This is a genomic window from Shewanella sp. DAU305 (genome assembly GCF_026802235.1).
In the GTDB taxonomy this organism is placed as follows: Bacteria; Pseudomonadota; Gammaproteobacteria; order Enterobacterales; family Shewanellaceae; genus Shewanella; species Shewanella baltica.
Genome location: NZ_CP113808.1, coordinates 4,793,746 through 4,815,305, shown reverse-complemented (window position 1 = coordinate 4,815,305; position 21,560 = coordinate 4,793,746). Strand labels below are relative to the sequence as shown.

Sequence of the window (21,560 nt, the reverse complement as noted above, 5' to 3'; positions counted from 1 at the left end):
GCTATCCTGCGTCTCGAACCTGTTTTGTGCGCAATCCGCCAACCTCAGTTTCGGCTAGAGCTAGGTTCTTTGTATGGTGATATCGGCGATATAACCGTGCTGGGTGGCGATTAATGCTTGCTTGAGCATGCCAGCCGCTTCATCGGCGGACATAAAGCTGGTGGTATCTAATGCTTTACCGCTACTTGGCCAAAAGCCTGTATCCATACCGCCGGGATACACGGCAATCAACTTCATTGGGCTTTGTTTAAGCTCTAATCGCACCGACTCGATAAATCCCCGCACCGCCCATTTTGCCGCGCAGTAAGTGGATTCTCCCGCCTTGGCGGCAAGCGCTGCGGTGGACATGACCACAACCACAGTGACCGCTTGATCTTTATAGCGTTTGACTAATTCCCGCACTAACAAAATCGTCGAGGTGACATTGTTATTGAGCAGGCTGTGGATATCGCTCGCCCCTTGGGTTTCAATCGCCCCAAAGTAGCCGCTGCCCGCACAGTGGATCACGGTTTTAGGGGCTTGCGTCAGGCCATCGAACAGGGCTTCGAGACTCGATTCACTGGCGAGATCGGCGGTGATCGCGGCGATAGGCTTGTTGGAGAAGGGCGTTAATGCATTGGCGACGGTTTGTAGACGCTCGGCATTGCGGCCTGTGAGTGTAAGCGGTTCATTTTCTTTGGCGTAGAGTGATGCTAGCGCCGCGCCTAAACCACTGCTGGCGCCGGTAATTAATATCATAGTGACCTCGGTTAATGCTGCCTTTGCTTGAAAACCGCAGCTTAAACTCAAGTGCGCTTCAATTCATGATAAGGCGAGCGGTTAGATTAAGGTAAATAGCGGCTGATCGAATGCCACTTCATCGCCGTCTTTGGCCCAAATAGCGCTGACCACGCCATCGCGCTCGGCTTGGATGGGATTCATCATTCTCATCGCTTCGATAATGCAGACAACTTCACCTTGGCTTACCTTTTGGCCGACTTTAACCAGCGGCACATCATCGAGTTCTGCCGCCGCGTAGAAAGTGCCAACCATAGGTGAGACTTGCACAAAACCTTCCACACTTGGCGAAACGGCAGTTTGCTTTGCCTGTGTATTTAAAGGTGCCACGCGTGCTGTAGGTAGCGTTTGCGATGACTGCACATTGGCTGGCATAGGGCTGTAGCGAGTGATGCGAATCGACTCTTCACCTTCGGTGATCGCCAGTTCTGCTATGTCAGATTCTTGTACTAACTCAATAAGTTTTTTAATTTTACGAAGATCCATTGCCATTTATCTGCCCTTGCGAAGCACGCTATTGAATGGGATTACTGTGGCTGGTTGAGCCGCTTAATGGCCGCTGCCAGTGCAAACTCATAACCTTGTGAACCGAAACCGCAAATCACGCCTATCGCCTTATCGGAAAAATAGGAATGGTGACGGAAGGCTTCACGGGCGTGCACATTGGATAAATGCACTTCAAAGAACGGAATTGCGACGCCAAGCAAGGCATCACGCAGCGCAACGCTAGTATGGGTAAAGGCGGCGGGGTTGATAATAATCATCTGCGCATCGGTCGCATGAATCGCGTTGATCAACTCAAACTCGGCGTTGGACTGAATATGCTCAAGCTCAACTTTCGCCAACTTTGCCTGCTGATTTAACTCCGCCACTATGTCGGCCAAGGTTTGATGACCATAAACGCTAGGCTCGCGGCGACCTAAGAGGTTGAGATTGGGGCCATTGACGAGCAAAATTTTGTGACTCATTGCGCTTTCCTTTACGACATGCCTTGGGATTAAAGCTGGGAGGCATTTTTTAGTTTTGTTGATAGGTCACTAACTTAACCTGTTCAAATCGATTTTGCATTATCCGTTAGTCGATTGTGTGCGAGCTGATCATGTACGAGCCGACTATGCTATTGAAATCCTGGGCCATTGAAATCCAGCGCCATTGTTGGCCAGTTTCAACTGCGGCCTAACTTCTATCTAAGCTAGTAGCGCGACTAATTATTAAAGCTAATAGTCAGTTTTCTGCTGACGCATGGCCTTAGTGGCACCTTTTTGTTTCTTGGTCTCTAATCGCCGCGTTTGGCTGCCTTTAGTGGCGCGGGTGGGGATGCGTTTTTTCTGCACTTCACCGACACTGGCAACCAAAGCGATAAATTGCTCCAACGCCGTTTGGCGGTTGGCATCTTGGCTGCGACTCGCTTGGCATTTGATGATGATTTTGCCGCTTTTAGTGATGCGGTGATCCGCCTTGTTGAGTAAGCGTTCTTGGTAGAACTCGGGTAATGATGAGCTTTTAATATCGAAAATCAGCTGCGCCGCGGTGGACACTTTATTTAAGTGCTGGCCGCCTGCGCCACTCGAACGGATAAATTGCCACTCGATTTCATTTTCCTGAAGTTCCACACGGTTTGAGATTTTTATCATGGCAAACTTAGGCATTTTTCAGCATGGATTGAGAAGCTATCAATAATCACTTATGGCTTTTCAATAGATTTGTTATCATCGGGCGCATTCTTTGCCACTGCATTGGCCAAGGCCATTGCTTGCAAAAGTGTTCTCGATTCGGAGTGCCTCTATGTTATGCCAAATCCCCGATATTGCTAAGGGTGTTATCAGTCTTTTTGCCAGTGGCCGACTATCCTCCACCGATTATCGGACCCGTTTACAGCCAGCGATTAAGAGTTATCGTAAGGATTGGGGCCAAGTTTGCCTGTATATTGAGGCGGACGTGTTACTCGAGGGCTGGGAATTTGAGTCACTCACCGGTAGTGGTGAAGTCCAATTACCTAATTTTGAAGCCTTAGTATTTGTAGGCGGCCCTGATTGGGTTGGAAATGCTGTGCGCTTACTTGGGCCTTTTATGCAGGGCGAAGTGGCATGGTTTCCCCTAGAACAGAAAACCAAAGCGATTGCTTGGATCACTAAGCGTTCGAATATCTAATGGTCTTATGTAGACCGTATTTACAAGGAATGAAGTATGTCTTTATTTAAATCGCGCGCTTTTTCTAAGCAAAATGTTTCAAAAATCAGTGCTATTGCGTTGGTGCTGGCGTTTACCGCTGGGCTGAGTGCCTGCGCGCCAGAAGTCGGTAGCGATGCTTGGTGCAAGCAGATGAAAGATAAGCCGTCTGGCGATTGGACTGCTAATGAAGCCGCCGATTACGCTAAACACTGCGTGTTTAAATAAGTGTTGCGTGTTTAAATAAGCACTGAGTATTTAAGTCAGCGTTAGCCTTTAGAGATCACAGCTTGAAAGACTTTGCTTGCGAGCTGTGAACTTATGTTTATCATACGGGTCAGATGTTCCGTTATCCGTTATTTGCTATAGGTGATATTTGAATTCTACCGCTAAGCCATTTTTTACTCGAATGGTGACCTTACTGATAGCCATTATCGTGCTGCAATTTGCTGGCGCGAATTTGGGTGCGCATCAGTTACATGCGGGCAATGGCGCGGAAGAAGCCGATAATCATCCCCATCTGCAATTTAGCGCCCAAGTGACCACTTTGGCCCAATGTGTCGATTGCGTTTGCCCAAGCGAGCAAGCCCTTGGCTTTGCCGATATTGGTGCAAGTATTGATGTGCTAGGCAATAACGCGGGTGAAAATCATGCCAGTGAATTGCATTCCCACTTAGTGAAAACCACTGAATTACAAGATTTTGACCTGTGCCTCGATTGCCAATGCCATGGCGGCCATGTGGCACTGTTATCTCCTGGGCTATGCCAGCCTGTGCAAGCGTTAGAAAGCGTCTTTCTCGCTGCTAATTTATCCTATTTTCAGCCCGATAATTTACCTAAGTACCGTCCTCCAATAGCTTAATCCCCCAATATCCAGCTTATTCCTCGGTCTAAGGATCTTGATTCATCTTCTTGGATCTCAATCTATTTCGCCGCGCGATAAGCCATTTATATTCATCCCCCAAATGCGATTTAACTGATGCTCAGCAGCGTGAGTTGTTGTGCCAGCCATCGGCCTTTTAGCCATGCGATGTGTTGGTTATGCATAGCTTAAGTTACGCATAGTGTTAGCTATGTATTGCTTGGCGGGATGATTCGATCGGCGCTTATTTGCCATGCCTAGAACGATGTGATTGCTTTGCATTGAGTTATTTCAAATGAAGCTCAAATCTAGCAGTCTCACATTGGGCGCAAAAGTCAGCCGATCCACATTCGATATTGTTAGGATTTGCGATGAACAAAACGACTCTCGCCCGTACCTTGGCTTGCCTGTTTCGATCGGGCTTGCTGAGCTGCGGATTAGTATTGGCCGCCGGATTGCTAGCCTTTGCCCTCGCGGCAGAAAATGACACTCTTGATGTCTTCCTTGAAACCAATGCGCTTGAAACCAAAGCTCCTGAAGCCGAGGTATTTAAAGCTCAATCACTGGGCTTACCCGCTAAAGAAACCGACGCGCCATATGTCGCCTTTGGCCAATGGTTGCCCGCGTTACTCACACAGTTCAATCAGTTACCTGAAGTGCAAGCCCAGCTTACACGGCAGCAACAAGCAGAGCTTGCCATTCAGGCGGCGGATCGCGCCGTGTATAACCCTGAGCTTGGGCTTAACTATCAAAATGCCGACACAGATTCCTACAGTTTAGGTCTGAGTCAAACCCTTGATTGGGGTGATAAGCGCGGCGTGGCGACAAAACGTGCCGAGCTTGAAGCCCAAATCCTGTTCGCTGACATAGGTTTAGAGCGTAACCAAATGTTGGCCGAACGCTTACTGGCGTTGGCAGAACAGGCGCAAAGTCGTAAGGCGCTGACCTTTGCTGAGCAGCAACTCAGGTTTACTAAGGCGCAGCTCGGTATTGCCAAGCAGCGGTTGGCGGCAGGAGATTTGTCTAACGTCGAGCTGCAATTGATGCAACTCGAGTTAGCAACCAATACCGCCGATTATGCCTTAGCCGAGCAGGCAGCTTTAGTGGCTGACGGCAAAGTGATTGAGTTGCTTGGGGATAATAATCTTGCCTTTAGTGAGTTCATCAAGGAGATCCATGTCTTCGCGACTCAGGCTAAGCAAGCGCCAGCGCCCGAGTTGGGCACCTCTAAATCAGCCTTGCCAGCACTGGCGAGCGCTTACCAACAAGTTTTGTTGGCGCGAGTCAATGCCATGCAAGTTAAGGCCGATAAGTCAGCGGACCCGAGCATTAGCCTAGGCGCTGAAAAGGAGGGCTCGGACAATAAGCTTGGGGTTGGCGTGTCGATTCCTCTACAAGTTCGCAATAACTACAGTGAGTTACAAGCCGTGGCTGATAAGGGCATCGCGATCGCGGAGCAAGGCTATCTTGCCCGTGAGCGAGTACTTACCGCCAAGCAGAAACACGTCCTCTACGCGTTACCGCGTTTACTTGAGCGTTACCAAGACTGGCGCGAGTTAGTACAAGTGTCCGGTGCCAAAGCCGCTAAATCCTTAAGCCAACAATGGCAGGCGGGCGATGTGAGTACCAGCGAGTACTTGCAGAGTCGCCGTCAGCTGGCCGCCAGTTATTTGGTGGGCTTGAACCTAGAAACGGCCATTTATCAGAGCTGGTTAACGTGGATGGGCGAAAGCGGTCAGCTTATGCCCTTTTTGAATGGTACGGCTGAACAGATCAGCCAAGCACCTTCACACATGCCAAATGCCGCCGCGCGCACAGTAAACCAATGAGGTAACCCAAATGAATTCACATAATCACTTTAACGCTATCGAGTCTTATCCAGTTGTACTGTCAGAAACTGCTGCGTCTGACATCATTGCGTCTCAAATCACGGCACCTGAAATCATTGCGCCTCAAATCACAGTACCTGCAAAGCGGCAGTTCACGCTGTCGACACTCGCCCTCGCATTATGTGTGCTCGGCTCTGCTGCGCTTTTCACCGCCCAACCTTCATGGGCAGGGGACGATCACGGTTCAGCTACTCAAACTGAGCAAGCGGATGAACACGGTGCACAGGCGCTTAAGTTGACCCAAGTGCAGCAAGCATTGGCGGGCATTGGCTTGTTACCCCTGTCGAGCGATAGCTTGAATATCGCCAATTTGAATCTGGATATTAGGGCGACGGCGACCTTAGTGGTGGATCGCGATAGAACCGCCACCCTTGCACCGCAGCTCGATGTGCGCGTGTTGGCGCGCCACGTGGTGCCGGGGCAAGAAGTCAAAAAAGGTGAGCCTTTACTTACCTTGGGCGGCTCAGCCGTTGCGCAGGCACAGGCGGATTACATCAATGCCGCCGCAGAATGGAGCCGAGTCAAACGCATGAGCGAAGGCGCCGTGAGTGTCAGCCGCCGTATGCAGGCGCAGGTGGATGCCGAACTTAAACGCGCAATTTTAGAGGCGATTAAGATGACGCCAACACAAATTCGCGCTCTGGAATCGACGCCCGAAGCCATCGGTAGTTATCAACTTTTAGCGCCGATTGACGGACGAGTGCAGCAAGATATCGCCATGTTAGGCCAAGTATTTAGTGCGGGCACGCCGTTAATGCAGCTGACCGACGAGTCTTATTTATGGGTTGAGGCGCAGTTAACGCCCACCCAAACCGCGCATATCACTGTCGGCAGTGCGGCCTTAGTGCAAGTGGGGGATAAAACGCTGGCGGGCAAGATCATAGGCCGTTCCCATGAACTCGATAGCGTGACTCGCACCGAGCAAGTGCTGGTGAGTATGCCCAATCCTGATCATGTGCTGCATGCGGGGCAATTTGCCGAACTCTACTTTGCCAATACTGTCGCCAACTCTGCTGATAAGGCTGGTGGAATCGTGCTGCCCGATGCGGCGCTCACCCGCAGCGGCGATGGCGACTGGCAGATTTTTATTCAAGATGAAGATGGCTTCGAGTCCATTGAGGTAGAAGTGGTGCAGCGTCAGCGCGGCTTGAGTTTAGTGCGCGGCGCTGAGCTTGAAAAAGCCCAGCAGGCACAGCTCAAGGTGGTGGTGGCTGGCGCATTTTTCTTGGCGTCCGAGCAGGCGAAAGCAGGCTTTGATATCCATAACCATTAATGTCGCCACTGAACGCTTGAGGAATTTTCTATGTTGCAAAAAGTGATCGAAGCCGCGATTAAAAATCGGCTGTTAGTGGTGTTGGCCTTGCTCGCCATGATAGTGGCAAGCGTGGTCATGCTGCCTAAATTGAATCTCGATGCCTTTCCCGATGTGACTAACGTACAAGTGACCATCAATACTGCGGCCGAAGGGTTAGCCGCAGAAGAGGTGGAAAAACTCATCAGTTATCCGGTGGAATCGGCCATGTACGCCTTGCCGGCGGTGACAGAGGTACGTTCCTTGTCGCGCACCGGCTTGTCGATTGTGACTGTGGTATTTGCCGAAGGGACGGATATTTACTTCGCCCGTCAGCAAGTGTTTGAACAGTTGCAAGCGGCGCGGGAGATGATCCCAAGCGGCGTCGGTGTGCCGGAAATCGGCCCGAATACTTCGGGATTAGGACAGATTTATCAGTACATTCTGCGCGCCGAACCTAACTCAGGTATCGATGCCGCCGAGCTGCGCAGCTTGAATGATTACCTTGTGAAACTCATCATGATGCCCGTTGGCGGCGTGACTGAAGTCTTGTCTTTTGGTGGCGATGTGCGCCAATACCAAGTGCAGGTAGACCCGAATAAATTGCGTGCCTATGGCTTATCGATGGCGCAAGTCACCGAGGCATTAGAGAGCAATAACCGCAACGCTGGCGGTTGGTTTATGGACCAAGGCCAAGAGCAACTTGTGGTGCGCGGCTACGGCATGTTGCCCGCAGGAGAACAAGGCTTAGCGGCGATCGCGCAAATCCCGCTTACGGAGGATAAAGGCACACCCGTGCGGGTAGGCGATATCGCTCAGGTGGATTTCGGCAGTGAAATCCGTGTCGGCGCTGTGACTATGACTCGCCGCGATGAGGCTGGCAAAGTACAAAACCTCGGCGAAGTGGTGGCGGGGGTCGTGCTTAAACGCATGGGCGCTAACACTAAGGCGACGATTGAGGATATTGGTGCGCGGGTGAGTCTTATCGAGCAGGCCTTGCCCGATGGCGTGTCTTTTGAAGTGTTTTACGATCAAGCCGAACTGGTCGATAAGGCCGTGACCACAGTGCGCGATGCGTTGTTAATGGCCTTTGTGTTTATCGTGGTGATCTTGGCGCTGTTCCTCGTCAATATCCGCGCAACCTTGCTGGTGCTCTTGTCTATTCCTGTGTCTATCGGGCTCGCGCTCATGGTGATGTCCTACTATGGATTGTCGGCAAACCTGATGTCGCTGGGTGGTTTAGCCGTGGCGATTGGTATGTTAGTCGATGGTTCTGTGGTGATGGTGGAGAACATTTTCAAACACTTAACTCAGCCGGATCGTCGACATTTGCTGGAGGCGAGAACGCGCGCCGATGGTGAGGCAGACCCATATCATAGCGATGAGGACGGTGGTCAGCAGGCCAATATGGCTGTGCGCATCATGCTCGCGGCCAAAGAGGTGTGTAGCCCAATCTTCTTTGCGACGGCGATTATCATAGTGGTATTTGCGCCACTGTTTGCCCTCGAAGGCGTTGAAGGCAAGTTGTTCCAGCCGATGGCGGTCAGTATCATTCTGGCAATGATATCAGCGCTGCTGGTGGCCTTGATTGCCGTGCCAGCCCTTGCTGTGTATCTGTTCAAGCGGGGTGTGGTACTCAAACAAAGCGTGGTCTTAGCGCCGCTGGATGCCGCTTATCGCAAGCTACTGACGGCAACACTTGCTAGGCCAAAGGTAGTGATGCTCAGTGCCTTATTGATGTTTGCTTTCAGTTTATTGTTACTGCCAAGGCTAGGCACTGAATTTGTGCCCGAGTTGGAGGAAGGCACGATTAACCTCAGGGTCACTCTGGCGCCAACCGCGAGTTTGGGCACGTCTTTGGCGGTCGCGCCCAAGCTTGAAGCTATCTTGCTGGAGTTTCCCGAGGTGGAATATGCCCTGAGCCGCATTGGTGCGCCTGAGCTTGGCGGCGATCCTGAGCCTGTGAGTAATATCGAGGTTTATATTGGGCTTAAGCCAATATCTGAATGGCAATCAGCAAGTTCGCGCTTAGAGCTGCAACGCCTGATGGAGGAAAAGCTCAGTGTGTTCCCTGGACTCTTGCTGACTTTCTCGCAGCCGATCGCAACTCGGGTAGATGAATTACTCTCGGGGGTAAAAGCCCAGTTAGCGATCAAAATTTTCGGCCCAGATTTAGCCGTGTTATCGGAGAGAGGCCAAGCGCTCACCGATCTTGTCGCGAAAATCCCCGGTGCCGTCGATGTGTCATTAGAGCAAGTGAGTGGAGAAGCGCAATTGGTTGTGCGGCCAAAGCGCGAGTTATTGGCGCGCTACGGCATTAGTGTCGATCAAGTGATGAGCCTTGTCAGCCAAGGTATTGGCGGCGCGAGTGCAGGTCAAGTAATTGATGGCAACGCCAGATACGACATCAATGTGCGTCTCGCGGCCGAGTTTCGCACTAGTCCGGATGCGATTAAGGACTTATTACTCAGCGGCACGAATGGCGCCACTGTGCGCTTAGGCGAAGTCGCCAGCGTCGAAGTGGAAATGGCGCCGCCGAATATTCGCCGTGACGATGTGCAGCGCCGAGTGGTGGTGCAGGCCAACGTGGCGGGGCGTGATATGGGCTCTGTGGTGAAAGACATTTATGCTTTAGTGCCACAGGCGGATTTACCCGCAGGATATACAGTGATCATTGGCGGCCAGTATGAGAATCAGCAGCGGGCGCAGCAAAAGTTGATGCTGGTGGTGCCGATTTCTATCGCCTTGATTGCCTTGTTGTTGTACTTCTCCTTTGGTTCATTCAAGCAAGTGTTGCTCATCATGGCGAACGTGCCCTTAGCCTTGATTGGCGGCATAGTGGCCCTGTATGTCAGTGGCACTTATTTATCTGTACCTAGCTCTATTGGCTTTATCACGCTATTTGGGGTTGCGGTGCTCAACGGCGTGGTGCTGGTGGATTCGATTAATCAGCGCAGGCAAAGCGGCGAAGCACTCTATGATTGTGTTTATGAGGGCACGGTTGGGCGTTTGCGACCCGTATTGATGACGGCACTGACCTCGGCCTTAGGCTTGATCCCGATTTTATTATCATCGGGGGTTGGCAGTGAGATCCAAAAGCCGCTGGCAGTGGTGATTATCGGTGGCTTGTTTAGCTCCACTGCGCTGACCTTGCTAGTGTTGCCGACCTTGTATCGCTGGCTGTATCGCGGCGATAAGCAACAGATACTCGAATAGCTTTAAATGGCGTTTTGTGGCGCGGCTCAATGTTAAAGCCTAAAAATCAGCGAGCTATAGCGTTCGATATAGTCTAGGCTTAGCACTTGGATTAAGGATTAATATCTCCGGAGTACATTATGATCGCGGTAATTTTTGAAGTCATCCCGACAAAGGAAGGGAAGGAAGAGTATCTGCATGTGGCAGCCGAGATGCGCCAGTATTTAGAAGGGCGCAAGGGACTGATCTCGATCGAACGTTTTCAGAGCTTAACCGACGATGGCAAAGTATTGAGCCTGTCGTTTTGGGAAGACCAAGCATCTATCACCCAATGGCGTAATCAGATGGCCCACAGTATTGCTGAACAAACGGGCATAGTGCCGTGTTTGTTTAACTCTTACCGCATCCGTGTGGCTGAAGTGGTGCAAGATTACAGTGAAACTGTGCACATTGAAGCTGAGTAATCGCTTATCTGCTTGATGTGAAACATCGCCGATATAAAAACAAAACCCATCGAGTTCGATGGGTTTTTTATGATCTGCGCTTTAGATTAGGCTTATTTTTCTTGCTGAGCTTTCAGTAGATCGCGGATCTCAGACAGCAGTTCTTGATCTTTAGTCGGTGCAGCGGGTGCTTTAGGCGCGACTTCTTCTTTGCGCTTTAAGCGATTGATTGCTTTGACGCCCATAAAAATAGCGAAGGCGATAATCGTAAAATCGATAATGGTTTGAATGAATTTACCATAAGCAATCACCACAGAAGGCGCATCGCCTTGAGCAGCCTGCAGCACTATGCTCAAATCACTAAAATTCACTCCGCCTAAAATGATACCAATCGGTGGCATTATGATATCGGCCACGAAGGACGAGACTATCTTGCCGAATGCGGCACCTATGATGATACCAACGGCCATGTCGATCACATTGCCACGGGACGCAAAAGCCTTGAACTCTTTAATTAAGCTCATTAGGTTTCCTCCAAAATTGAGATTAAATGTTAAATTTTATTATGCAAACTGTATCAGGAAAACCTAAGGTCTTTTGCTGCCTGTTACCTTGCCAAGCTTATAGAGGCTTAAGGATTAAGGCAATTATGACATAGCGGATTTATCCCCATGGCAGCGATCTAAGCTTTACAAAGTTATAGTTGTTACTGTTTTGATCGTTTTATTTGTTCGATTTTGTTTATTCGCCCTGATCGGCTTGGCCGATAAAATCGGGCACTTCCAATACTTGCGATCCCCAACGTTTAAATAATGCGGAATAGATGAACTCGATAAAGACACGGTATTTTCGAGGTAAGTAGGCCCGCTGTGGATAACTGAGCACGACCTTAGTTTGGACCATAGGATAGTCATCAAGCAGCGGGATTAAGTAGCCTTTTTCTAATGCCACTTGGGCAATGATGGAGGGCACTGCTGTGATCCCAAGCCCTGCAATGGCGGCCTCGCGAGCCAGAGTGACATTGTTTACTGTCAGTTGAGTCATTGGCTCGGCGACAATCCAAGTTTTGCCATCGAATAACTTCCATGCTCCTTCAATATGCGCCGACTGTAAGCGGATCGCTTTATGTTTGGCTAAATCCTGTGGCACTTTTGGGGTGCCGTGCTCGGCCAAATAAGCAGGGCTTGCCATTAACGATTTATGGGCGTTGACTAAGGCATAGCTTTGCAAGCGAGTGTCGCCCGAATCGGCAATTTGAAATAACAGATCGATACCTTCTTCTATGACATCGACCTTACGATTGGTCAGTTCAGCCTCTATGGTGATATCGGGGTAAAGCGTTAAAAACTGGGCGAAAATCGGCCCTAAAAACAATTGGCCTAATTCAATCGGGCAGACAATTTTTAGATTGCCTTTGATCAATTGCTGTTGGGCGCTGAGCTGATTTTCGGCGCTCTGCAGATCGGTGAGGATCTTATTGATCCTATTGTAATAACTCGATCCTGCCTCGGTGAGTTTTAGGGCTCTGGTGGTGCGAAATAACAGTTGTGTGCCAGTATCGGCTTCGAGTTCGGCTATCTTGCGACTGACGGTTGCCTTAGTGATCCCAAGGGCTTTGGCGGCGCCAGTAAAGCTGCCTTGTTCGACCACTTGAGCGAAAATTTGCACGCGATTGAGATCCATCATTGTTACACCTGTGAAACAGTGGGTTGATTTTTTACTGGCTAATAAACTTGGTGAGACAGTAGTACACTAGATATCACTAATCAAGGAGTCATTCATGTCCAAAAGTAAACTCATTATCGCCGTTCCACTGTTACTCGCTGCGGTTGCGGGAGGCGGTTATTACTGGTGGACACAGGTACGTTTTATTGAAACCACTGATAACGCTTATGTTGAGGCCGATATTTCCCATATCAGCGTTAAAGTGCCCGGTTACGTCGTGTTAAGCGATGTGACCGATAACCAGCATGTGCAAAAGGGTGAGCTATTAGCTCAGCTCGAAGATAACCAATTTAGCGCCAAAGTGAGCCAAGCCGAAGCCTCACTGGCAAGTTCGAAGGCGGACTTGCAAACCTTAGCCGCTAAGGTTGAGTTACAACGGGCGTTAATCACCCAAGCCAGTGCCGGTGTTGTGGCGGCTGAGTCAGATAAAATACGTGCACAGCAACAATTGAGCCGCTCGAAAAAGCTTAAAGTCAGTAATTACAGCTCTCAAGATGATGTCGATCAACTGCAAGCGGGATTCGATTCTGCCGCCGCCCGCCTCGATGAAGCCAAAGCCGTGTTAGTGGCAAAGCAACGCGAGTTAGCGGTTTTTAATGCCCAATTAGATCAGGCAGGTTCTGTGGTAGAACAGGCCGATGCGACCTTAGAATTGGCGAAAATTCAATTAAATGATACCCGTGTGACCGCACCTTTTTCTGGGGTGATTGGTAAACGTGGCGCTATGGTGGGGCAGTACGTGCAACCCGGCCAAGCACTCTACAGTTTGGTTCCGGATGGGGCAGTGTGGATCACGGCGAACTTTAAAGAGACCCAGATCCAACACATGCAACCAGGACAGTCGGTGCAGGTCAGTCTCGATGCGTTTCCCGACAAAACCTTTATAGGTGTTATCGATAGTCTGTCACCGGCGTCCGGAGCCAAATTCAGTTTACTGCCGGCGGAAAATGCTACAGGTAACTTCACTAAAATCGTCCAACGTATTCCCGTACGTATTCGCTTAGATTTGTCTGAGGAAGAAGCACACATGCTACCGGGCTTAAGTGCGGTTGTGAAAGTGGATACAGCGTCGGGTCCTGCAATATCTGCAATCGCTGCAAATACAGGTCGTTAGTATGAGCGCAACCGGCTCTATCACTGCGTCTGCCGATATGGAGGCGCAGGGCATCAGTGTCCCCAACAAGCCTACTGATTATGAGCGTGGCAGTCGCCGCTCATGGATCGCGGTATTTGGTGGGTTGATCGGCGCCTTTATGGCGATCCTCGATATTCAAATCACCAATGCATCGATGAAGGAGATTCAAGGCAGTCTTGGGGCTACGCTCGAAGAAGGCAGTTGGATTTCGACCGCGTATCTGGTGGCTGAAATGATCGCGATCCCGCTCTCTGGCTGGCTCAGTACAGGATTGTCGGTCAGGCGTTATTTGTTATGGACCACGGCTGCTTTTATCTTTGCTTCTGTGCTTTGTTCTATGGCGTGGAACTTAGAGGCCATGATCGCCTTTCGGGCACTACAGGGTTTCTTTGGTGGTGCGCTAATTCCGCTGGCCTTTAGGCTTATTCTTGAGTTTTTACCCGATAACAAACGTGCCGTCGGCATGGCGTTATTTGGCGTGACAGCCACATTTGCGCCTTCAATCGGCCCGACCTTAGGCGGTTGGTTGACTGAGCAATTTAGCTGGCATTATCTGTTTTATATCAACGTGCCACCGGGCTTGTTGGTGATGGCGATGTTGGCTTACGGTTTAGAAAAGCAGTCGGTCGTTTGGGATAAGCTGAAGAATGTCGATCTGGCGGGCATAGTCACTATGGCGCTGGGCATGGGTTGCCTTGAAGTGGTGCTTGAAGAAGGTAACCGCAAGGACTGGTTTGGCTCGGAGCTCATTCGTAATCTGGCCATTATTGCCGTAGTCAATCTGGTGTTGTTTGTTTGGATCCAGTTAAGGCGTAAAGAACCGTTAGTGAATTTGCGCCTGCTCGGTAAGCGTGATTTTGTGCTCTCCACCGTGGCGTATTTTTTACTGGGGATGGCACTATTCGGCGCTATCTATTTGATCCCGCTTTATCTATCGCAAGTCCATGATTACACACCGTTAGAGATTGGTGGCGTGATTATGTGGATGGGATTTCCGCAGCTATTGGTATTGCCCTTAGTGCCGAAATTGATGGAGCGCTTCGATAGTCGATATCTCGCCGCCTTTGGTTTTTTAATGTTCGCCATTAGCTATTACATGAATAGCCAGATGACCGCAGATTATGCTGGACCGCAGATGATCGCCTCGCAAGTGGTGCGTGCCTTAGGTCAGCCTTTTATTCTGGTACCTATTGGTATGCTTGCGACCATGCATTTGAAACCCCATGAAAATGCTTCGGCGTCGACGGTATTAAACGTAATGCGTAACTTAGGCGGCGCCTTTGGTATTGCGCTGGTCGCGACCCTATCAGACACGCTGGCGCGCGGGCATTTGGCCCATATTAAGGAATCCTTACCCGCAGTGAGCACGCAGGCACAGGACTATTTAGCCCAAAGTGCAAGCATGTTACAGGCGGGTGGTTCAGATCCCTATACCGCCGCCGCGCAGGCGAAAGCTTTGTTGGGCAAAACCATGAGTCAGCAAGCCTATATTCAGGCCTATAACGATGTGTTTTACATCATGGGCGCTCTGCTACTCATTGCTGTGTTCGCCGTGCTGCTGATCCGAAAACCGACTGGGCCTGTGGCCCACGATGCCATGGTCGAGTAATAACGTTTTTCGTTATCCTGTTGTCGCCATAGATTTCCCCAGATCTATTGGTTTACGCAACAGCTTTGCGCCTTAGTCCTCGCGGATTAAGGCGCTTTTTTATGGTCTTTATGCTGTGGTAGACTCAAAGCTCTTTTTCGATGATTTACAGAGGGATAATCGTTTGCAGTGGCAAAATCTTACATTTAATCAATTAAATGCCAATACCCTATACGACATATTGAAGTTAAGAGTCGATGTGTTTGTGGTCGAGCAGGCCTGCGCTTATCCTGAGCTTGATGATAAGGATAGGCACCCAGAAACCCAGCATTTAATTGGCTTATCGCCAGGCGGAGAACTGCTTGCCTACGCGCGTATTTTACCGCCGGGGTTGAGTTATCCTGAGGCGAGTATCGGCCGCGTGGTGGTATCGCCAGCGGGACGGGGCAAAGGGCTAGCCATGCCTTTAATGCAGCACGCCATCGAATCGGCATTGACGACTTGGCCCGATGCAGGGATCCAAATTGGCGCCCAAGATTACCTTAAAGCCTTTTATCAAAAGCTTGGCTTTGTCGCCTGCTCTGAGATGTATTTAGAAGATGGTATTCCCCATTTAGATATGCGCTACCATTCAGCATAAGCGGCTATCAATATGAGTTATCTACATCAATTATCAACATAAGCGATCAACAAAAGCTAGGCACATAAGCATTAAACATTAAGCCAATAAGGAACCGAGATGTCGACTTCAACGGACTATAGAATCAATCAACAACAAATTGCCTGTGTGGCGAGTTTTCTGGCTAAAGAGGGCAAAACCGAAGCGTTGATCGCGGCGCTCGCGAGCCTTATTCCTGACACGCGCCGCGAAGCGGGTTGTATTCGTTACGAGCTCAATGTGAGTCGTGATGAACCACGCCGCGTGACGTTTGTAGAGAAGTTTGTCGATATTGCCGCCTTCGATGAGCACTGTGCTAAAGACGCCATTCAACATTATTTCCACCAAGTGATGCCCGAATTGGTTGAGTCGTTTCATGTGGAAACCTATCACCAAATCATTGTTTAAGTGTTTTACCGTCATATCGCTTAATAAAGCTATATCGTCAGCAGAAGGTATTAATTTACATTGGCTTTGCAGTTTATAGCATTGTATCAGGAGATTTTATTGGTTAGCTTACTTCTTTGCACTGCAATAACAAATTGTTAAATAATAATTAACTCACGGATGTATACAATGCTGAAAAAATGGACAGTGACACTTATCCCCCTTGCGCTTCTCGGTTTAAGTGGTTGTGCATCGACAAATGATGCTGACTCTAACTCGACCGTGGTAAACACTTCCGAAAAGAAGGTTGCCAAGGATTGTAACAAAGTCACATCTATCGGTTCCAACATAGGACGTTGCAAGAAATAATATCTCGCACCTTTAGTCTATAAGCATGCTCTGCTCGAGCTGCGCACATAGCTAGCCTGTTACATATAACTGGATAAGTTACTTCTAAGCGTCTTGTCTGATATCAGCTGACGCTTATTTACTCCTAAAATGCCCGATGAGCCCCATCGGGCATTTTTTATTTTAAGGTCAAATACGGCGGCACTGCTTAAAATCCGTGCGGCGGGGATGAAGTCATCTGTGATGATCCTTAATGGTTTAGGCGGTGTCGCGCTATCCCATCAACATGCGGTTAATTCGGCCAATTTAATGAATGCCGCCCAGCCGGATTATCTCTCTACTTTAGTGGTGACTTTACCCTTAGGCACAGAGCGAATGGACGCGGTATTTGGCGGTCAATTTCAGTTGCCTGATCAAATGGGCTTGTTTCAAGAAATGCATACCTTAGTGGAGCATTTGGAATTAGAACAGACGATATTTAGATCCGACCATGCCTCTAATTACCTCGTGCTCAAGGGTGTATTAGGTAAGGACAAGGCGAAATTGCTGGCACAGGTTGCACTCGCCATCAATGCACCGCGCAGCATTCCCCTAAGACAAGAATGGCAGCGCGGACTGTGATGGTATGATTTTGCAGGGGTTAGCATAGTTGGTAGCCCCTGCGGTGTTAACTGAGTGAACGCCCCTTGCTTGTAACTGCCCCAGAGCCGACATTGCTGCCACACAGTCAATCACTCACTTTCAAAGCAGAACCAAGCTGATATTGCAAATAGGCTGTGATGCCGCATCGTTGAGGTCGACGTTGAATGCTATAGCACTGTTCTTTCCTTTCCTTTCCTTTCTAAGTTATAGCACTGTGCTGCGCATCTAAATCCGCGAAAAATATCACCTTGGTCGTCTGGTTGATGGCCTAAGTTGTTCGATGCGGCCACTTTGGCCCAAAAGTACTGTTTTTCGTCACAAAGCCGCCTATTCGTATCGTTAAGCGCTCTGCATAATGCCCGCATCACTTGGCAATACGGCCCGTGACACAGAATATGCAAGGATATTTACGATGAAAAAAGTAGCAATATGCAGTGCTCTGGCACTTTCGATGGCGAGTGCAACGGCCAGCGCAGAGACAAGCAATAAAGTATCAGCACCGACAATCCGCACCATGACTCAGGCGCAAGCGCCAACGGAACTGAATGCGAACACGACAGCTGTGTTGGTGATTGATTTTCAAAACGAATATTTCACTGGCAGCATGCCGATCCCGAACGGCAAGCAAGCGTTGGGCAAAGCCAAGCAAGTGGTTAAATTTGCGCACCAGAATACGATGCCAGTTTATTTTGTGCGTCATTTAGGACCAGCTGCTGGGCCACTATTTGCGGAAGGCAGCGTTAACGCTGAGTTTCATCAGGATCTACAACCGCTAGATATTGATTTTGTTATCAATAAGGCGACGCCGAGTTCGTTTGTGGGAACTAATCTTGATCAACAACTGAAAGAGAAGGGCATCAAAACACTGGTGATTACTGGGCTGATGACGCACATGTGCGTATCGAGCACGGCGCGTGATGCTGTGCCTATGGGTTATGATGTGATCATTGCAGAAGACGCCACCGCCACTCGCGATCTGGCAACTTGGGACGGATCTATCGTAGATCACGCCACGCTGCAACGTGCTGCAATCGCAGGTGTTGCCGATGTTTTTGCTGAGATTAAAACTACTCAAGCGGTGCTCAACATGCCAGTGGTGCGACTGTAACGGCCAACAAGCGCAAGATACCCGTTAGTACATAAATGAGTATTAGCTGGTATCTTTGAGTGAGCGACATTAAGGATAGTTTGAGCCGACGATGATAAATACGATGAACCAGAGTGAGATAGAAACAGCTTCAAAAGTGACCATAGCCATAGTGGTCTTTGATGGGATCATTCCATTTCATCTGTCAGTTCCCTATGAAGTCTTTGAAAAAGTGCTCAAGGCCGATGGCACGCCCGCCTGCGAAATGACTATATGCGCCGCCACACCTGGAATACTCAAAACCAGTGCTGGCTTTTCGATGATAGTAGAAAAAGGGCTGGATGAATTAAGCTCAAAAGACATCATCATAGTGCCGAGTTGGGATGATCCTGCACACGAGCCAGAATCCTGCATTATTAATGCCTTGCAGCAAGCGCACGCCAATGGATCGCGCATCATAGGCCTGTGCATGGGCGCTTTTGTTGTGGCTGCTGCAGGATTACTCGACGGACGTTCCGCCACCACCCATTGGCGCTGGGCACAATGTTTCCGTAATCTGCACACGAATGTATTTGTCGATGAGAAGGTGCTGTATATCGATAATGGTGATGTGGTGACTTCTGCGGGCACTGCCGCGAGTATTGATTGCTGCTTGTATATCGTTCGGCAAATGTGGGGATCTGAAACGGCTAACGCAGTCGCTCGCCATCTCGTTGTGCCACCGCACCGCCAAGGTGGTCAGGCTCAATACATAGATATTCCCGTTCCAGCCGTTAATCAGCGCGAGCCTTTATCCGCCATCATGGATTGGGCGATAGCAAATATTGGGTCGCCGCTGACGGTTGACACTATGGCTGAGAAAGCCTGCATCAGTCGCCGCCATTTTACTCGGCGTTTTCAGCAAGCCACTGGTACCAGTTTTTCACTCTGGTTGGTTAATCAACGGCTTATTATGGTTAAACGATATTTAGAAACGACAGATCACTCCATCGACCGCATCGCCGAACAAGCCGGTTTCGCCTCCACCACCTCACTTCGGCGCCATTTTCGTCAACAGTTTGATATTTCCCCATCGAATTACCGATTTGTGTTTAGGGGGAAGAGTAAGGCTAGCGAATGAAAGTTGTTTCATCATTAAAATCAGCACTGACTTTGATGTGATGACTTATCAAGGTTTAGGTGAGTCACTAACCCCCCGCTGTTTTAACAGACTGAACTTATCTCAGCTTGAGATTTCCTCTAAAACTTAACTGACGCATAGAGATGGTCTGTCTGCTCGCTGGATAAAAAATCAGTTATTAAGGTGATGTGAGATTTGAACGGCTTGGGATATTTCTAAGTTAGCGTTCCATACCTAAAATCTGAACTAAGGAGTTTCTGGTTGGCATAAAGACATGGTTTTTTCTAACCACGTTAAGAACTCTAATTCATTGCTTCCCAGTCTTTCTGTATGACTGAGCAGTACGTACTTATGTCCGGATTGAGTAAATCCAAATGGAGCGACCAGTCTCCCACTTTTCAAGTCATCTACTATAAGAGGATATGATCCAATCGCAGCCCCTAAACCGTCAACTGCTGCCTGTAAGCAGAAATAGAAATGCTCAAAGGATTTGGACTTGTTCGTATAAAAGGTATGTGTTGAGCGTGATGACCAATCTGACCATGCAGAAGGTCTCGTTTCACTATGAAGAAGAACAATATCACCTAAGTTGTTCTGAGATTTTCTCCAATATTCAGGGGAAAAAACAGGACCAACCCACTCATTGACTAAGTTGTGCGCTGTATATTCAGGGCTAATATCGAAGTCATCGCGCCGAATGGCTAAAGATAATCCTGTTTCATCTAAATCTACAGGTCCTCCAGCGGTTGATAGCCGAACATCAATACCCGTAAGCCGAAAAAAACTGGCCAGTCGAGGCATCAGCCAGCGCATCGTTAATGTTGGTTCACAGGAAACTTCAAGATGTTTGTTACTTTCCCTTGTTAACTTCTTAATTCCATTATCTAAAGCATTAAAAGCAATGTCAGTGTACTGCTTGAGCAATTCACCTTCCTGCGTTAGACACATTCCTCTGCCTTGCTTGTAAAACAGCATCTGCGATAGATGACTCTCCAGCAATTTAATTTGCTTACTTACTGCTCCGTGAGTGATATGAAGTTTCTCTGCTGCTTTACTGTAATTCGATGACTCTGCCGTAACATGAAATACATAGAATGCTTTTAAATGTCTCATCTGTGATTTTTTCTCACATTTAGGATGCCTTTTTTTCGATTATAACTCATCAATAAATCTATACAATTACCTCAAAATTATGAAAAGTGAGGAGATTAAATGGAGTTATTAAGTTTTGCAGTGTTTGGGCTTTTAATCGTGGTAAGTCCTGGAGCTGACTTTGTTTTGGTATTTAAAAATAGTGCAATCTATGGCAGAAAAGCAGGCGTTTTAACGGCTCTTGGGATAGGGATAGGTGTTTGTGTACATATTACCTATTCTGTTATTGGGATCAGTCATTTAGTTTCTCAAAATGCGGTTTTATTTAGCATAGTGAAGTATGTTGGTGCAGCGTATTTAATTTATCTTGGTGTGACAGGATTAGTCAGTTCTAAGTTAAATCTAGACTATGAAAAAACAAACGTTCAACCCACACAAACTAGAAAGTATATATTTCAAGGTTTTTTATGTAATACATTGAATCCTAAGACGATGATTTTCTTTATTAGCGTCTTCAGCCAACTCATTTCATCTGATAATGAAAGCATGTCTTTCGCCATTACCTATGGTTTTTACATTGCTTTTTTACATGCAGCTTGGTTTTGTATAGTCGCTTACCTAGTGACATCGAAACACGCGAGTAACATGCTTAAAAAGTTTGGTCATAGAATCAATCAGGCGTGCGGTTTTGGTCTCATTGCTTTTGGCGCGATACTGTCAACCAATGCCTAAACGACACCTTTCACACCTTAAGGAAATATGTTGTAAATTCAGTGGAACCTACACTCACTAAATAATGAATTTATCTCACTTTAGGACAATTACTTTTTAGCTAAATGGACTGCTAAAGGATTAGTTAGGATTGGCATTGTTTCACCAGTGACCTTTTAAAACAGGGATGTTTGAACTGAGCCATCATGGATACTTCTTATAAAAGAAACGGATGGCGAGTTACTGGGAAACAATGACAATGAATGTCGCACAACTGACGATAAAGTTATCTTGCTAGAGCAATAACTGTTGGCTGAACAAGAAGTAAAAACTGCAACTCCATCGGATAGCGTTCAATAGTCTTTTCGATAATATTTTCATTGAGTTGTATCAATTCTGATTTCAAATAATCAATCCTTCCTGTCAATGTATCTCACATTT

21 protein-coding genes and 1 pseudogene are annotated in these 21,560 nt (G+C 48.4%); 15 read left to right on the top strand and 7 right to left on the bottom strand.

Annotated elements, in window-relative coordinates; translation table 11 throughout:
* Positions 1-60: 60 nt before the first annotated feature.
* The 4 genes from OX890_RS20495 to arfB form a co-directional block, all read right to left on the bottom strand.
* The gene (locus tag OX890_RS20495; protein ID WP_107950347.1) at positions 61-738 is read right to left on the bottom strand and encodes an SDR family NAD(P)-dependent oxidoreductase; all 678 of its coding nucleotides are present in this window, start codon (positions 736-738) and stop codon (positions 61-63) included.
* Positions 739-819: 81 nt separating this feature from the next.
* A complete protein-coding gene (gene accB / locus OX890_RS20490; protein WP_006084275.1) occupies positions 820-1,269 on the bottom strand; it encodes an acetyl-CoA carboxylase biotin carboxyl carrier protein in 450 nt (149 codons plus the stop codon).
* A gap of 35 nt (positions 1,270-1,304) precedes the next feature.
* Positions 1,305-1,745, bottom strand: a complete 441-nt coding sequence (aroQ, locus tag OX890_RS20485) for a type II 3-dehydroquinate dehydratase (protein WP_259528009.1) — start codon at positions 1,743-1,745, stop codon at positions 1,305-1,307.
* Between the two features lie 249 nt (positions 1,746-1,994).
* Positions 1,995-2,426: an alternative ribosome rescue aminoacyl-tRNA hydrolase ArfB gene (gene arfB, locus OX890_RS20480; protein ID WP_259565544.1), complete on the bottom strand. Its 432-nt coding sequence runs from the start codon at positions 2,424-2,426 to the stop codon at positions 1,995-1,997.
* A 136-nt stretch (positions 2,427-2,562) separates the two neighbouring features.
* Here arfB and OX890_RS20475 point away from each other — a divergent pair, with 136 nt between their 5' ends.
* From OX890_RS20475 to OX890_RS20445, 7 genes are all read left to right on the top strand, one after another.
* On the top strand, positions 2,563-2,928 hold the full coding sequence (locus OX890_RS20475; protein ID WP_011845671.1) for an STAS/SEC14 domain-containing protein: 366 nt from the start codon (positions 2,563-2,565) through the stop codon (positions 2,926-2,928).
* 36 nt (positions 2,929-2,964) lie between these two features.
* On the top strand, positions 2,965-3,174 hold the full coding sequence (locus OX890_RS20470; protein ID WP_006079957.1) for a DUF3012 domain-containing protein: 210 nt from the start codon (positions 2,965-2,967) through the stop codon (positions 3,172-3,174).
* Between the two features lie 181 nt (positions 3,175-3,355).
* Positions 3,356-3,808, top strand: a complete 453-nt coding sequence (locus OX890_RS20465; RefSeq protein ID WP_107949392.1) for a hypothetical protein — start codon at positions 3,356-3,358, stop codon at positions 3,806-3,808.
* Between the two features lie 371 nt (positions 3,809-4,179).
* Entirely contained in the window at positions 4,180-5,637 is a 1,458-nt protein-coding gene (locus tag OX890_RS20460; protein ID WP_268649830.1) for a TolC family protein, read from the top strand.
* A gap of 10 nt (positions 5,638-5,647) precedes the next feature.
* The gene (locus tag OX890_RS20455) at positions 5,648-6,970 is read left to right on the top strand and encodes an efflux RND transporter periplasmic adaptor subunit (protein ID WP_268649828.1); all 1,323 of its coding nucleotides are present in this window, start codon (positions 5,648-5,650) and stop codon (positions 6,968-6,970) included.
* 30 nt (positions 6,971-7,000) lie between these two features.
* On the top strand, positions 7,001-10,204 hold the full coding sequence (locus tag OX890_RS20450; RefSeq protein ID WP_268649827.1) for an efflux RND transporter permease subunit: 3,204 nt from the start codon (positions 7,001-7,003) through the stop codon (positions 10,202-10,204).
* Positions 10,205-10,323: 119 nt separating this feature from the next.
* Positions 10,324-10,647, top strand: a complete 324-nt coding sequence (locus OX890_RS20445) for an antibiotic biosynthesis monooxygenase family protein (protein ID WP_006084266.1) — start codon at positions 10,324-10,326, stop codon at positions 10,645-10,647.
* A 92-nt stretch (positions 10,648-10,739) separates the two neighbouring features.
* On the opposite strand, the gene mscL is transcribed toward OX890_RS20445, so the two are convergent.
* Positions 10,740-11,150, bottom strand: coding sequence for a large-conductance mechanosensitive channel protein MscL (gene mscL / locus OX890_RS20440; protein WP_006084265.1), 411 nt, complete (start codon positions 11,148-11,150; stop codon positions 10,740-10,742).
* Between the two features lie 217 nt (positions 11,151-11,367).
* Entirely contained in the window at positions 11,368-12,312 is a 945-nt protein-coding gene (locus OX890_RS20435; RefSeq protein WP_006084264.1) for a LysR family transcriptional regulator, read from the bottom strand.
* A gap of 94 nt (positions 12,313-12,406) precedes the next feature.
* On the opposite strand from OX890_RS20435, the gene OX890_RS20430 reads away from it, so the two are divergent.
* The 7 genes and pseudogenes from OX890_RS20430 to OX890_RS20400 all read left to right on the top strand — a co-directional run bounded on the left by OX890_RS20430 (position 12,407) and on the right by OX890_RS20400 (position 19,316).
* Complete coding sequence (locus OX890_RS20430) at positions 12,407-13,465, top strand: HlyD family secretion protein (protein WP_107403513.1); 1,059 nt, start codon at positions 12,407-12,409, stop codon at positions 13,463-13,465.
* A 1-nt stretch (position 13,466) separates the two neighbouring features.
* A complete protein-coding gene (locus tag OX890_RS20425) occupies positions 13,467-15,095 on the top strand; it encodes a DHA2 family efflux MFS transporter permease subunit (protein ID WP_226058285.1) in 1,629 nt (542 codons plus the stop codon).
* Positions 15,096-15,258: 163 nt separating this feature from the next.
* Entirely contained in the window at positions 15,259-15,714 is a 456-nt protein-coding gene (locus tag OX890_RS20420; protein WP_268650633.1) for a GNAT family N-acetyltransferase, read from the top strand.
* Positions 15,715-15,813: 99 nt separating this feature from the next.
* Positions 15,814-16,140 carry a putative quinol monooxygenase gene (locus OX890_RS20415; protein ID WP_226058284.1) on the top strand — a complete coding sequence of 109 codons (327 nt, stop codon included), beginning with the start codon at positions 15,814-15,816 and terminating at the stop codon, positions 16,138-16,140.
* Between the two features lie 516 nt (positions 16,141-16,656).
* A pseudogene (locus tag OX890_RS20410) lies at positions 16,657-17,088 on the top strand (radical SAM protein); the annotation flags it as partial.
* 433 nt (positions 17,089-17,521) lie between these two features.
* Positions 17,522-18,217 (top strand): cysteine hydrolase family protein, encoded by a 696-nt coding sequence (locus OX890_RS20405; protein WP_259482827.1) that lies wholly within the window; start codon positions 17,522-17,524, stop codon positions 18,215-18,217.
* A gap of 91 nt (positions 18,218-18,308) precedes the next feature.
* On the top strand, positions 18,309-19,316 hold the full coding sequence (locus tag OX890_RS20400; RefSeq protein WP_259563865.1) for a GlxA family transcriptional regulator: 1,008 nt from the start codon (positions 18,309-18,311) through the stop codon (positions 19,314-19,316).
* Positions 19,317-19,562: 246 nt separating this feature from the next.
* Here the strand turns inward: OX890_RS20400 and OX890_RS20395 are convergent, their stop codons facing one another.
* On the bottom strand, positions 19,563-20,429 hold the full coding sequence (locus OX890_RS20395) for a LysR family transcriptional regulator (RefSeq protein ID WP_268649826.1): 867 nt from the start codon (positions 20,427-20,429) through the stop codon (positions 19,563-19,565).
* A gap of 99 nt (positions 20,430-20,528) precedes the next feature.
* Between OX890_RS20395 and OX890_RS20390 the strand changes: the two genes are divergently transcribed.
* Positions 20,529-21,140, top strand: coding sequence for a LysE family translocator (locus OX890_RS20390; RefSeq protein WP_259585392.1), 612 nt, complete (start codon positions 20,529-20,531; stop codon positions 21,138-21,140).
* Positions 21,141-21,560: the final 420 nt, after the last annotated feature.